The 13445-nt window shown below is 57.9% G+C and carries 12 protein-coding genes and 1 tRNA gene; 12 read left to right on the forward strand and 1 reads right to left on the reverse strand.

Annotated features, from left to right (window positions below):
• Positions 1–11: 11 nt before the first annotated feature.
• The 6 genes from smc (at position 12) to AADA04_RS10580 (ending at position 6317) form a co-directional block, all read left to right on the forward strand.
• On the forward strand, positions 12–3473 hold the full coding sequence (gene smc, locus AADA04_RS10555; protein ID WP_340693229.1) for a chromosome segregation protein SMC: 3462 nt from the start codon (positions 12–14) through the stop codon (positions 3471–3473).
• Positions 3474–3622: 149 nt separating this feature from the next.
• Complete coding sequence (locus AADA04_RS10560) at positions 3623–3973, forward strand: AtpZ/AtpI family protein (RefSeq protein WP_340693230.1); 351 nt, start codon at positions 3623–3625, stop codon at positions 3971–3973.
• Between the two features lie 5 nt (positions 3974–3978).
• Positions 3979–4749 (forward strand): F0F1 ATP synthase subunit A, encoded by a 771-nt coding sequence (locus AADA04_RS10565; protein WP_340693231.1) that lies wholly within the window; start codon positions 3979–3981, stop codon positions 4747–4749.
• A 115-nt stretch (positions 4750–4864) separates the two neighbouring features.
• Positions 4865–5101, forward strand: a complete 237-nt coding sequence (locus tag AADA04_RS10570; RefSeq protein ID WP_034737903.1) for a F0F1 ATP synthase subunit C — start codon at positions 4865–4867, stop codon at positions 5099–5101.
• Between the two features lie 72 nt (positions 5102–5173).
• Positions 5174–5722, forward strand: coding sequence for a hypothetical protein (locus AADA04_RS10575; protein WP_340693232.1), 549 nt, complete (start codon positions 5174–5176; stop codon positions 5720–5722).
• Between the two features lie 4 nt (positions 5723–5726).
• Positions 5727–6317 carry an ATPase gene (locus AADA04_RS10580; protein WP_340693233.1) on the forward strand — a complete coding sequence of 197 codons (591 nt, stop codon included), beginning with the start codon at positions 5727–5729 and terminating at the stop codon, positions 6315–6317.
• Between the two features lie 81 nt (positions 6318–6398).
• Here AADA04_RS10580 and AADA04_RS10585 read toward each other — a convergent pair whose 3' ends face one another.
• Entirely contained in the window at positions 6399–7313 is a 915-nt protein-coding gene (locus AADA04_RS10585) for a toll/interleukin-1 receptor domain-containing protein (RefSeq protein ID WP_340693234.1), read from the reverse strand.
• A 147-nt stretch (positions 7314–7460) separates the two neighbouring features.
• On the opposite strand from AADA04_RS10585, the gene ychF reads away from it, so the two are divergent.
• From ychF to dcm, 6 genes are all read left to right on the forward strand, one after another.
• A complete protein-coding gene (gene ychF / locus AADA04_RS10590; RefSeq protein WP_340693235.1) occupies positions 7461–8558 on the forward strand; it encodes a redox-regulated ATPase YchF in 1098 nt (365 codons plus the stop codon).
• Positions 8559–8700: 142 nt separating this feature from the next.
• Positions 8701–8790: transfer RNA gene (locus AADA04_RS10595), tRNA-Ser, on the forward strand.
• Between the two features lie 108 nt (positions 8791–8898).
• Entirely contained in the window at positions 8899–10611 is a 1713-nt protein-coding gene (locus tag AADA04_RS10600; protein ID WP_340693236.1) for a DUF6538 domain-containing protein, read from the forward strand.
• Between the two features lie 341 nt (positions 10612–10952).
• Positions 10953–12128: a hypothetical protein gene (locus AADA04_RS10605; protein ID WP_340693237.1), complete on the forward strand. Its 1176-nt coding sequence runs from the start codon at positions 10953–10955 to the stop codon at positions 12126–12128.
• Positions 12129–12298: 170 nt separating this feature from the next.
• A complete protein-coding gene (locus AADA04_RS10610) occupies positions 12299–12733 on the forward strand; it encodes a DUF488 domain-containing protein (protein ID WP_340693238.1) in 435 nt (144 codons plus the stop codon).
• A 204-nt stretch (positions 12734–12937) separates the two neighbouring features.
• On the forward strand, positions 12938–13445 hold a 508-nt coding region (gene dcm, locus AADA04_RS10615), incomplete at its 3' end, for a DNA (cytosine-5-)-methyltransferase (protein WP_340693239.1).

Here is a 13445-nt window from a genome sequence, read left to right on the forward strand (position 1 = left end):
ATGAGGCTGGCATGCAGATAACAGAACTCCGCATCGCTGGCTTCAAGTCGTTCGTCGACCCGCAAACCATTCCAGTGGAACCTGGCCTCACGGGCATCGTGGGTCCGAACGGCTGCGGCAAGTCAAACCTCCTCGAAGCGCTGCGCTGGGCCATGGGCGCAAGCTCGGCCAAGGCGATGCGTGGCGGCGAAATGGATGACCTGATCTTCTCGGGCGCTCAGGGCCGCCCCGCGCGCGAAACTGCCGAAGTGACGTTGGTACTGGACAATTCCCAACGCACGGCGCCGCCGGAATTCAACTCGTCCGACACGCTGGAAATTGTGCGCAAGCTGCGGCGCGGCGCGGGCACCTCGTACAAGCTGAACGGTCGGACCGTTCGCGGCAAGGACATCCAGCTCCTGTTCGCCGACGCATCGACGGGTGCCAATTCCCCTGCCCTCGTGCGCCAGGGCCAGATTTCGGAACTGATCGGCTCGAAGCCGCAGAACCGCCGCCGCATCCTTGAAGAAGCGGCCGGTATCGCCGGCCTGAACACGCGCCGCCATGAGGCGGAACTGAAACTGAATGGCGCCGAAACCAATCTTGAACGTCTCACGGAAGTCTCCGCCGAGGTCGAACGCCAACTCGCCAGCCTCAAGCGCCAAGCTGGCAAGGCCCGCAAGTACCGCCGCCTGTCTGACGAGATCCAGGCGCTCGACGCCCTCGTCGCGCACCTGCGCTGGAGCGAAGCCAAGCTGGCCTGCGATATCGCCCGCGAAAAACTGGAAGAGACGCGCCGCGCCGTTGAAGACCTGACACGTCAGGATGCGGTCTGCGAACGTCAGCGCATCGAAGCGGGCGAAGGCCTCGGGCCGCTTCGCGAAGCCGAAAGCGTTGCCTCCGCCAAGCTCGGCCAGGCCCGCATCGCGCTGGCCCGGCTTGAAACCGAGCGCAAGGTCGCCGCCGATGCGCATGCGAGACTCGAAGCGGAAGCGGCCCGGCTCATCGAAGACCTTGAGCGCGAGCAGGCTGCCAAGAGCGAAGCGGAAGCGGCGACTGAGAACGCACGTCACGAATTGACGGCCCTGCCGGTCATGGACGAAGCCCGCAACGACGAGATCGAAGCAGAAATCCGCGCCTCGCTGGAAGCCGCACGCAATCGCCTGTCTGCCGCTGAAGAAGCGGCCGATGCCGCGCAGGAACAGCTCTCGGAAGTGCGCGCCCGCCGCAAGGCATCCGAAGAGAATGTCGGCGCGCAGACCCGCCGCCGCGACCAGATCACCACTGAAATCAATCGCCTGACCAGTGACATGGCGGGCCTTGAAGATGCCGTCTCCCTCGTTCGCAAGCTGAAAGATGCCAAGGATGCCGAGGAACAGGCCGAAGCCGCGCTACACGAGGCTGAGCACGCCGTCGAAGCGGCCGAGGCAAAGCTGAACACAGCCCGCGAAGCTGAAACGCTGGCCCAGCCACCCCGCGACGCTGCCGACAAGGACGTGCGCGCGCTCGAAGGCGAAATTGCGGGCCTGCAAAAATTGCTCCGCAAGCCCGATGGACCAAGCGCTCCGCCTGTCGTCGACCGGATTCGCACGAGGGACGGCTTTGAGAAGGCCGTGGCCGCTGCTCTGGGTGACGATATCGAGGCCCCAACCGACCGGAATGCGGCGATGTTCTGGAGCGGCGCAGCCGCCGCAAGCCAGGCCTTGCCAAATGGCGCGACGGCCCTGAACACATACGTCGACGCACCCGACGAACTGGCCGCGCGTCTTTCCCAGTGCGGCGTCGTCGATCATGCCGAAGGTGCCCGCCTGATGGCTGAGCTGAAGCCGGGCCAGCGCCTTGTATCGCGCGAAGGCCATCTCTGGCGCTGGGACGGGTTCACCCGAACACCGGATGCGCCGGTAAGTGCTGCGGCCCGCCTCGAACAACAGGCCCGTCTGGAAGCCGCACTGAAAGAGATCGCACCGCTACAGTCGCAGCTTGAACGCTGCACGGCCGCACTGACAGAGGCCCGCGACGCCCGACTCGGTGCCGAAGAATCACTGCGAGGCCTTCGCCAGACCATCGCGCCGGCCCAACGCGCCTTGAGCGAGGCGCGTACGCGCGTGACAGAAGCGTCGCAAGCGTCCGAACGCGCTGCGATGAAACGCGACACGACGGGTGAAGCCCTCGCCCGCGCGAATGCAGATCTTGCCGTCGTGAAAGAAGCCCTATCGCTGATGTCACCGCAATCATCGGCAGATGAAGAAGCCGCGCTTGAGTCCGCCCTGACTCAAGCGCGTATCCGGGTCACGGAAGCGCGTGACGACGAAATCGAATCACGTGGCCGACTGACCGACATTACGCGGGGCCGCGAACAAGCTGCTGCGCGCCGTGCCGGTCTTGAGCGTGATGTCGAAACATGGTCCGCCCGCACGATATCTGCCGGCGAACGCGTCCAGCGCCTGCTTGAGCGCCGCGCGTCAGCCGCCGCAGAAGCGATCGCCGCAAAATCCCGTCCAGAGGAACTCGCGGCCGAAATCGAGACCATGTCCGCGGATGTCGAGCGTTTCGAAGACGAACGCAAGCGGATCGCGGACCAGCTGTCGGAGAAGGAAACCGCTGTTCGGGAGTCCGAAACGGCGGCACGTCAGGCCGCGATTGCCGCATCCGAAGCGCGCGAGAACTTTGCCGGATGGAGAGTGAAACTCGAGACTGCTGAAGGCAGGCTTGAGGAAAGCGTCGAGATCGCCCGCAACTCGTTCCAGCGCACGCCCGAGGGCCTGCTGGCGATCGCCGAAGCTGGTCTTGATGAGACCGAGATGGGCGAATTCACGCCGCGCGATGCTGAACGCAAAGTTGAGGACCTTCGCCGCGAACGCGATCAATTGGGCGGCGTCAACATGAACGCCGAGGAAGAAGCCGCAGAACTCGAAGAGCGTCTGGGCAGCCAGGTCAACGAGAAAGAGGACCTGACGGCGGCGATCGCCAAACTGCGCGAGGGCGTCGATGCACTCAACGCGGAAGGGCGCGAGCGGCTGCTGGCGGCGTTCGAGACCGTCAACGAGCACTTCAAGGCATTGTTCACCGCCCTGTTCCAGGGCGGTCAGGCCGAACTCCGCCTCGTCGATGCCGAAGACCCGCTAAATGCCGGGCTCGAAATCTATGCCCAGCCTCCGGGCAAGAAACTTGGCACGCTGAACCTGATGTCGGGTGGCGAACAGGCGCTGACAGCGGCGGCGCTCATCTTCGCGGTGTTCCTGTCACGTCCGGCACCGATCTGCGTGCTCGACGAGGTCGACGCTCCGCTCGACGATGCGAACGTCGACCGCTTTTGCAACATGCTGAACGAAATGCGCCAGCGCACGGACACGCGGTTTGTCGTCATCACGCACAACCCGGTGACGATGAGCCGTATGGACCGGCTTTTCGGCGTAACCATGCGCGAAAAAGGCGTTTCAAAACTGGTTTCAGTGGACCTCGAAGCCGCTGAACAGCTCGTTGCGGCGGAGTAGCGCAGACACACAGTCGGGAAATTCAATAAAAACAAGGGATTGAGTTTCTGCAATCGCGGTTGACTTGGGTCCCACCCCCTCATAGTTTGCGCCGAAATCCGGGGGTATCCTCGTCGGCAGGGAATCGCGGCTGCGGAGCGCTTTAAAATATGTCCAGTGAGGGTCCAGACGGCCTTGGTGACGAGATCGCCAAGGCAAGGGCGGCCCGGGCTGAACGTGAAGCGAAAAAGCAGAGCGCGACCAGGGCAGATGATGGAAGCATTTCGGCTGGGGCCTATGCCCTGCGATACGGTGCAGAATTCGGCACCAGCGTGTTTGTCGGTGGCTTTATAGGTTACTGGATCGACGTATTCGCAGGAACAAAGCCCTGGGGCCTGCTGATCATGGGAGCCTTTGGCTTCGCGGCGGGCACAAGGGCCATTATACGCGCCTATAAAGAGCTGAATGCTCAGGCGCTGAAACAGACACAGGAGCCACAGGCTCCGGAAGACGGGAATTAGGACGGATGAACCTGTTTATGCCGAGCGTTGCGCTGGATCCGATCCACCAGTTCAAGATCACCAAATGGCTCGACTTCAATGTCGGCGGCGTCGACCTGTCGTTCACGAACGCGTCCGGTTTCATGGCGTTCGGCGTCATCCTGACCATTGCATTCTTCGGCTTTGCTGCGTCGAAAGGCCAGCTCGTGCCATCGCGCCTGCAGTCACTGGCCGAGATCGGCTATGGTTTCGTGGCCGATATGGTCCGCGGCGCCGCTGGCGAGGAAGGCCTGAAATTCTTCCCCTTCGTGTTCACCCTCTTCTTCTTCATTTTCTTCGCCAACATGATCGGCATGGTGCCCTACGCGTTCACCACGACCAGCCACATCATCGTGACGGCGGCGCTGGCCCTGCTCGTGATCTCGATCGTGATTGGCTACGGTTTCTACAAGAACGGCTTCAAGTTCCTGAAACTTTTCGCCCCTTCCGGCGCGCCCTTCATCATCTACTTCCTGCTGGTGCCCATCGAGATCATCTCGTTTTTTGCCCGTCCGCTGACCCTGTCGCTGCGTTTGTTCGCCAACATGCTGGCGGGACACATCATGCTGAAGCTTTTCGCAGGGTTCACCGTGGCGCTGATTGCCGCTGGCGGCGCATATGTCGTGATCGCGCCCTTCGCGTTTGCCATGGGCGTTGCCCTGAATGCGCTGGAACTGCTCGTCGCTGGCCTGCAGGCCTACGTCTTCGCCATCCTGACATGCGTTTATCTTAACGACGCGCTTCACCCGGCGCACTAGAAACCACTTCGCCGGTGCGGCCTCGTGGCCACACCAAACCGCTTGACGCCGCAGACGGAACACGCTTCACGAGCGGCACTTTGTAGAACTACAGCATTCCCATAAGGAGATCCCCATGGAAGGCGATATCACCCTCGGTCTTAAATACGTCGGCGCAGGCCTCGCAACGCTCGGCATGATCGGTGCCGCTATCGGTGTGGGCAACATTTTCGGCTCGTTCCTCGACGCCGCGATGCGCAACCCATCGGCTGCTCCTCAGCAGACCGGCAACCTCTTCATCGGTATGGCCCTTTCCGAAGCACTCGGCATCCTGTCGTTCCTCGTCGCCATCCTGATCCTGTTCGTCGTCTAGGCATAATCTGCTCCGGGGCTGGCGGCGGCGCCGCCGGCTCTCACGACTGGACAAGAAACCGAGGATATTTCGATGCTGATCGCATTGCTTGCAGAAACTGCGGCCCATGGGGCAGAACACGGCGCGGCTGGCAAACCGCCATTCCCGCCGTTTGAAACCTGGCACATGCCATCGCAGCTGTTCTGGCTGGCGGTGCTGTTCAGCATTCTCTACCTCACCATGTCGCGGGTGATCCTTCCGAAACTGTCGGATACGCTGGAAAAGCGTTCCGACCGGATCGCGTCTGACCTCGACCAGGCCGCGCGCCTGAACGATCAGGCGACAGAAGCCCAGCAGGCCCTTGAACTACGCATTGCGCAGGCCAAGGCCAAGGCGCGCGAAACGTCCGACAAGGCCCGCGGCAAGATGGATGCAGAAATGGCGGCCGAAACGGCACGCGTGGATGCGGAACTCGAGAAGAAACTGGCGGCCGCTGACAAGCGTATCTCCAGCCTGCGTGCTGACGCGATGAAGAATGTCGAACAGATTGCCGTGGATACTGCCGATGCAATCGTCGGCCGGTTCGGCGTGTCTGTTTCCAAGGCCGAACTGAAAAAAGCCGTTACCACGGCGATGGAGTAGCCAGATGCGGACGATGAAACACTTCTTCCCGTTGGGGGCGCTGTCCGCCATGACCGCGCTGCCTGCCTTTGCCGAAGCTGAAGGCCATGGCGAAGGCTTCATGGGCGGCCTCGCCTATGCGGCAACCGATCCGGTCACCTTCACCGCTTTTTTGGCCCTCATTGTCTTCCTTTTGATTGCCGGCCGCATGGGCGCATTCAAGAAAGTCCTTGGCGGTCTCGACTCCCGGTCCAGCGCGATCGCGGCTGAACTGGAAGACGCCCGCAACCTGCGTGAACGCGCTGCCGAGGCGCTGGCCCATGCTGAACGCCGCCAGCAGGACGCCGACAAGGAAGCCGAGGCCATGATCGATCAGGCCAAGGCAGACGCCAAGCAGATCATGGCAGAAGCCCGCAAGGACATCGCCGACCGCCTCGTGCGCCGTGAAGCGCTGGCTGAAGCCCGTATCGCCCGTGCCGAAGCAGAAGCGACTGAACAGGTGCGTCGCGCCGCTGCCGATGCTGCCATCTCTGCCGCACGCCGTATCCTCAGTGACGATACCGGCGTCGACCAGTTCGAATCAGCCGCACGCGATATCGATCAAGCGCTGAGCTAGTCTTCGAAACTGCCGAACAAATGCAAAGCGCCGCCGGATACACTCCGGCGGCGCTTTGCATTTCGGGAACATCCCGGCAGCCTATTCGACCGTATCGTTGATGATCGGACCCGGTTGGAGCACTTCATTCATGAGCGACCGCGGGACCTGTCCAGACGGGCAGGTTGCGGCAACCGTCACGCCATTGCCGACAGCTGGCAGCGTCGCACGCATTCCGGGCGCGATCGGTTGCGAGCGGAAGAACCAGGCAAGGACCAGCATGGCAAGGATGGCGAGGCAGATTGCGCCCATCGTTCCCCACCCAATGCCGGTCTCGGCATCCGTTGCCGGTGCCGGCGCCACAGAGGGGCGCGAAGCAGCGGCAGCAATCGTCACGCCTGCAACCGAGCGATGCCCGTTTCCGTTCGAGGGCCCCTTCAGGGACGCCGCAGCGAGCGCAGCAGCGCTTTGTGCCGCCGGAGCAGGCGCAGGCTTCATGCCAAGGTCTTTTTCGCGCTGTGCCTTCGCATGGAGCGCCAGGGGGTCGCTGGGGTGCTCAGCCAGCCAGTCGGCCCGTTCGTCTTCGTCCTTCGATCCAAAGCCCATCCATTCGCGAAGGTCGGAACGTCCATCCCGGCTGCCGAGCTCTTCTATGGCCTGATAGAAACCCTCGGGCGTCTTGCGGGACGTCATGCCCGCGACGGAAAAGCGTTTGGCGGTCCGGAACGGCTCATAGGGAATGGTCTTGTCGAGCGCGATCTGCACCAGCGTGCCCGGGCGGGAGTGCCCGACAGACGCTGCGGCCCTCACCCAGTCGCTCTTCACCGCGTTCTCAGACCACAGCACGAGCATGGATGTGGAGTTCGTCGCGTTGCGTGCGTCCTTGGCGTCGAAGGTCTCATCGACCTGCTTCTGGTTGAACCAGACCTTGAACTTGAGCGCGCGAAGCCGCCGAGCGATCAGTTTCGCCGTGTCGCGATCTTCGTTCGCGGAAACCAGAAAGACGTCATATGCCATGGGGTCATTCCTGCAACTATTATGCCGAGAATAGCAATCCTCCCCTGCTTGACCACCCGATTCCGCTCTCAGGCGACAAAACGGCCTGTTTTTATCGGCGAAATAGCGCTAAGGCCCCGCACAGACAGACAAGAAGAGGAGGCCGAAATGGGCTTCAAATGCGGAATTGTGGGCCTTCCCAATGTAGGCAAATCCACGCTTTTCAATGCCCTGACGCAGACGGCTGCTGCACAAGCGGCCAATTACCCGTTCTGCACCATCGAGCCGAATGTCGGCGAAGTGGCCGTGCCTGAGCCCCGATTGAACGAACTGGCCCGGGTTGCCGGCTCGAAAGAGATCATTCCGGCCCGCATGAACTTCGTGGATATTGCCGGCCTCGTTGAAGGCGCCTCCAAGGGCGAAGGTCTCGGCAACCAGTTCCTCGCCAATATCCGCGAGACGGACGCCATTATTTATGTCCTGCGCTGCTTCGAGAACGATGACATCACGCACGTGCGCGGCACGGTGGACCCGATAGCTGATTTCGAAGTGGTCGAGACCGAACTGATGCTGGCCGACCTCGAAAGCCTTGAAAAGCGCAAGGCGGGCGTCGAGAAGAAAGCCAAGTCCGGCGACAAGGATGCCAAGGCCCAGGTCACCTTGATCGATTTGGCTCTCGAGGAACTCAACGCAGGCCGCCCTGCCCGCAAGGCCAAGGTGCCGAAGGATGACCAGCGTGCCTGGAACATGCTGCAGCTGCTGACGTCCAAGCCCGTTCTCTTCGTCGCAAATGTCGACGAAGAAAGCGCCGCTACCGGCAACGCCCACTCGGCCCGCGTCATCGAGCGCGCCAAGGAAGAAGGCGCTGGTTGCGTCGTTTTCTCGGCCCAGATCGAAAGCGAACTCGCCATGCTCGACGAAGCAGATCGCGCCGAATACCTTGAGACCCTTGGCCTCGAAGAACCCGGCCTGACCCGCCTCATCCATGCTGGATACGACCTTCTCGACCTGCAGACCTATTTCACGGTCGGCCCGAAAGAAGCCCGCGCCTGGACCATCCGGCGCGGCGCGACCGCGCCGAAGGCGGCCGGTGTCATCCATGGCGACTTCGAGAAGGGGTTCATTCGGGCGGAAACCATCGCATTCCCGGACTTCATCGCCCAGGGCGGCGAAGCGGGCGCCAAGGACGCCGGCAAGATGCGGTCGGAAGGCAAGGAATACGTGGTCCAGGACGGCGACGTCCTCCACTTCCGCTTCAACGTATAGGGGGCTTTTGCCCGGTGGGACGCTCCGGAGCGATGTGCCTTGGGTCCGGCCCCAGATCGGCCCCCATCTCAGGTATCCGGAGTTTCACAGCCACGAGGGCTTGCGGTTGGTCGCCGGTTTCACTAGACGACTAGCTTCGCGCGGAGAGGTGGCCGAGTGGCTGAAGGCGCGCCCCTGCTAAGGGTGTATACGTTAACGCGTATCGAGGGTTCGAATCCCTTCCTCTCCGCCACCACCTTGGAAATCCTTTACAATCCAATGTATTGGTCCAATTGGCATCGAGTCGGCTCCAATACTGTTCCAATACCATGTTCCAATCTCACGCTGACGAGGTGGGGAGATGAGCAGGCGAGGTCACAAATATCTCTGCCGCCGGGGCGATATCTTCCAGTTGCGATTGCCCGTCCCGAAAGAATTGCACCTGAAATTGCGGCGCAAGGAACTTCGGTGGACCCTCGGGACTGAGGATAAACGCAAAGCAATTAGAATGAGCTTACAGGCCGCGCTGGCATTTCATGACCTCTGCGATAATCTCAGGCGAATGAAGGATGTGTCCCAAGACTTAGCTGAGCAGATTGCACGCAAGTTCTACGAAGAGCTTTGCGCGGCTTGGTCTCCCTATCAAGATGTCCATCCGGCGGACTACAAGCGCCTCTTGAACAAAAATGGAGCGGCGCGAGCTGATCTGTTCGCCAGTCTTGAGGATCAAATCGTTCGACGCGACTTTCCTCCATCGGAATGGGAAAGTGCAAAGGTCCGAACAGAAGCGTTCGGCAAAAACTTCGACCACCTTTCGAAACTGGAACAACTACAAGTTCTCGAAGGGATGGCGAAGGCTCGGATCGAGTTTCTGAACTTTGATGAAGCTCGCGAAGTCTCTCTCCTCGATGCCTACCAGCCCAAGGACATCCTGTTTGCAAGTGCTTCACCGGTGCAATCAATTGCAATTGGCACTTCGGTACAGCCGAACCTTACGACCGATGATCCGTCGCGACACCTTTCGATGCTGGTGGCTGTATTTTTAGAGCGTGGGTCCGCCGACGGAATTAGTGGTTCTGGGCCATGGAAACAAAAGACGACCAACGAAATCGAGAGAACACTAAAGTGGTTTGTGGAACTCGTTGGTCCCACGACACCTGTAACAGCCATTTCTAATGATCATGTTCGTGAATTCAAAGATGGGATTCTTCGATTGCAGCGAGGGTCCTACAGCGAACAGAGCTTCATACACGCTCAGACAAGCGACAAGTCTCTACAAGTCAGCAAGACAACGGCGAAGAAGGCATTCGGTTGGGTAAAGACATTCCTCAATTGGCTCGCCAATGAATCGTATTTGACCGCCGCACCTGGCGCGAAACTGTCGATCTCGAAGCAGCAAAAGTCTTCCAGTGACGAACGTCGAAAATTCAGCCCGGTGGAGCTCAACAGGATAGTCTCGTCACCGATCTTCACTGGAAGCAAGTCCGAGAAACGGCGCTACGAGCCAGGCTCGTACCAATGCAAAGATGACTGGTACTGGTTGCTATTGATGCTCTTTTATACGGGGGTAAGACTCAATGAAGCCTTGCAAATTAAGGCACGCTTCGTCGACGCGGAGGGCAAATTTCCTCACTTTGAGTTTGATGGGAAACACCAAGACCTGAAGACCTTCAGCTCTGATCGCATCGTACCGATGCATCCGGACCTGATAGCGATGGGTTTCGCTACATTCGTCAACCGACGCAAAAAGGAAGACCCGGAGGCGAGGTTACTTAGAGGGATCACATCAAATAGCGAGCTTAGCAACTATGCCTCTCAGAGGCTTGGCCGTTACTTGGATCGCATTGGTGTAGACGATGAACTTGTCACAATTCACAGCTTTCGCCATGGCTTCAAGGATGCTTTGCGGGATGCAATGGTTCCCGATACCGCGATTGATAAAATGACCGGGCACAGCACCAAATCAGTTGCTGCGGAGTACGGATCAGGAGCAAGTTTGGCTACGATGTCCGAGTATCTCGGAAAAGCTAATTTCGGACTCTCCGACGCAGTCAAAAGCAAACTGATGAAATGATCTTACTTCTCCGGTGCAATTATCTGCAGTCAGAAGAGTTGCGGCAATTGGGTATCTCATTGAGCAGTTTTTGTATATTTTTGAAATTGGAGTGCGGGTCAAATTCCCATTGCTGATGTTCAGACCGAGCCAGAGTCCTCGAAATCGGCCGAATGTGTATTAAAGGACCAACTCCCCCTCCCATGACGCTCAAACTTTTCGGTATAATATCGTGGATCGCCAATGGGTTTTCTACAAAGCATGCCGAGGCAAGAGCTTTGGGAGCGAGCGGGGAAAGTGATCGACAATTGAGACGAATTACTTTAACTAGATAGAGATTCATTGCTGCGAACCTCCGCCGCATGAGTGCAATTAATTTCACAATTGAGGGACCGAAAAGTTCCGCTGGTAACACCCCGAAGGCGGATGTCCCCTTTGATGAAGTTAGCCATTGGATAGACGTTACTCCTAGTCAGAGAGTAGTCGTATTGAACCCTGTAATTGATACAATCGCTCTAACAGTTACTGCGCAATCTGCTCTCAAATATCTTACGCCTTCGGTGGCACTCGCAGATACCCAAGCAACTTCGGCTACGTATTGGAACGGCATATTCAATCGCGTTGCGGAGGAAGCCTCAGACCCCACGCAGGAGCTGATCCACTGGAGCAAAAGAAGAATCCCGAAATATAAAAAGACCGTCGATCTCCTTATTCCAGGCCAAGACGCCACTGCTCTACTGAGTGTGGACCCTACTCAAAAAAGTATGGCACCGCTCAGGCTTGAATTTTCGGTGAGCAAGCTCGGGAAGACCGGTATCAAGGAACTAGCCAACCGATGGTCTGAAATCGACATCGATAATGTGGCCTTCCAGGCACTTTGGCTGGATGCCAGAATTACGCGCGTGGACATAGCAGTAGACATTCTAAACTTGGATATTTCGGACCTCGTCGTCTTCAATCCCGCAGTTTGGAAAATTTGGTCTGCTGCGTCTGCATCGACGGGCATGCAAACCCACCAATTTTACCTGAAGAAGGCAAACAAGAAATCGCCGTTTCTTGATCCAAAGTCTCGGTCCGATCTCTTGGTCTACGACAAGCGAGAAGAGCAGCTCGCTCACGGCAATGAACCCAGGTTTGACCAAATCGCCCATGTTCGCGTGGAGGCTTCAAGGCAGTCAAAGAGCTTCCTTCGAAATTTACCGAAGCTGACATACCCATTTCAAGGTTGGGAGTTTCAGCGACCCGCCTCCCTTCCCCCGCCATACGAGGCCTGGATTTGGAAGCTCTTCTTTGATAGCGCGCGCGTCAGAGGTTACGAGGCCGCAAAAATGCTTGTCCCAGAACACATTTGGGAAAAGGGAGACCATTTACTCGATAAATTCTACGAAGGCGACCTGATCAATGAGCAGTCTATTTGGCCGGATTGGGATAAGACGCTTCAAAAGAGTTCGATCCGCCAAATACTGGATTGGTCGAAGAGTGATCTCCACGATTTGCTGCCAGGACAAAAAGGCACGCTCTACTTCACTTCGCCGTAGAATCTGAGCGTTGCAATCAATTGCAATTCGATGATGTTGGCGTCTTGCCCTGATGGCACTTTGCGATTTGACTGCTCACAAATTCCGTTCCGCTTCCGGCGTTTATTCGTGTACGGAACACGACAAAATTGATAAAGTTAGGGCTACTCAACAGCATAAGAAGCCAAACCTTGATCTATTCTATTGGAACGTCAAACCGTACACTCGAAGAGTTCATTCGCACTCTCCAGAAGCACGAGATCACTATCGCGATAGATGTGCGATCAAGACCGACCTCACGATTTCCACACTTTCGGCAAAAGGCACTTGCAGCTGAATTGGCTCTGAGAGACATCGATTACATCTGGCTGGGCGACGTTCTCGGAGGCGAGCCCTCGATGCACATCACCGCTGACCAACAGGATGACGCAATGGGAACGATTGTTCAATTGGCTTCCCATCAGCACGTTGTGGTCTTTTGTGCCGAAGGCGACCCCGCACAATGCCATCGATCTTGGAATATCGGTCAACAATTATTGCAGAAATGGGGTTTAGTGACAGTCAGCGTTCTTCGAAACGGTAGTCTTGAAGATGTGGATGAAACGCTCTCCAGGACTGTACGCTAGTCGACATGTATTCCAACGAATCTGTAGAGGACTCTTTGAGCTCAGCTGAATTAGCTTCGCTGGGCATAATGCTTTTTGTTGTGAAGTTCGGTGAGTTACGCTTTGACGCCGCACGAGCCCTTGGCGATGCTACCCTTTCAGACCGAATCGCAACATATTGTTCACCAAATGTTCCCTTCCTCTCGATAGATGGTATAAATGCTCATGACCAAAGCAAAGCGCAGTAAACATAGCATGTCATCTCTCGAAGTTTGCGCTGGCGCAGGCGGCCAGGCTTCAGGACTGGAACTGGCTGGATTTGAGCACGCAGGACTGGTGGAAGTAGACGCTCATTGCTGCGCTACTCTGCGCGCCAATCGCCCCGCGTGGACGGTCCACGAAGAGGACCTCAACAACTTCAATGCCAGCCGATACCTTGGTATTGATGTGTTTGCCGGAGGCTTGCCTTGCCCTCCGTTCTCGGTAGCCGGAAAACAGCTCGGTGATTTAGATGAACGCAACTTGTTTCCAGCGGCACTTCGCGTGATCGCAGAAACTAAACCAAAAGCAGTAATGATCGAGAATGTTAGGGGATTTTTGGGAGCTGTTTTTGAAGACTATAGAGGTCACCTGCGGAACCAGCTTAAGAAACTGGGGTACGAAACTCATTGGAGGCTATTCAATGCGGCAGACTTCGGGGTCCCGCAGCTTAGACCTCGTGTTGTAATTGTTG

The organism is Hyphomonas sp., from assembly GCF_037969335.1.
Classification (GTDB): Bacteria; Pseudomonadota; Alphaproteobacteria; order Caulobacterales; family Hyphomonadaceae; genus Hyphomonas.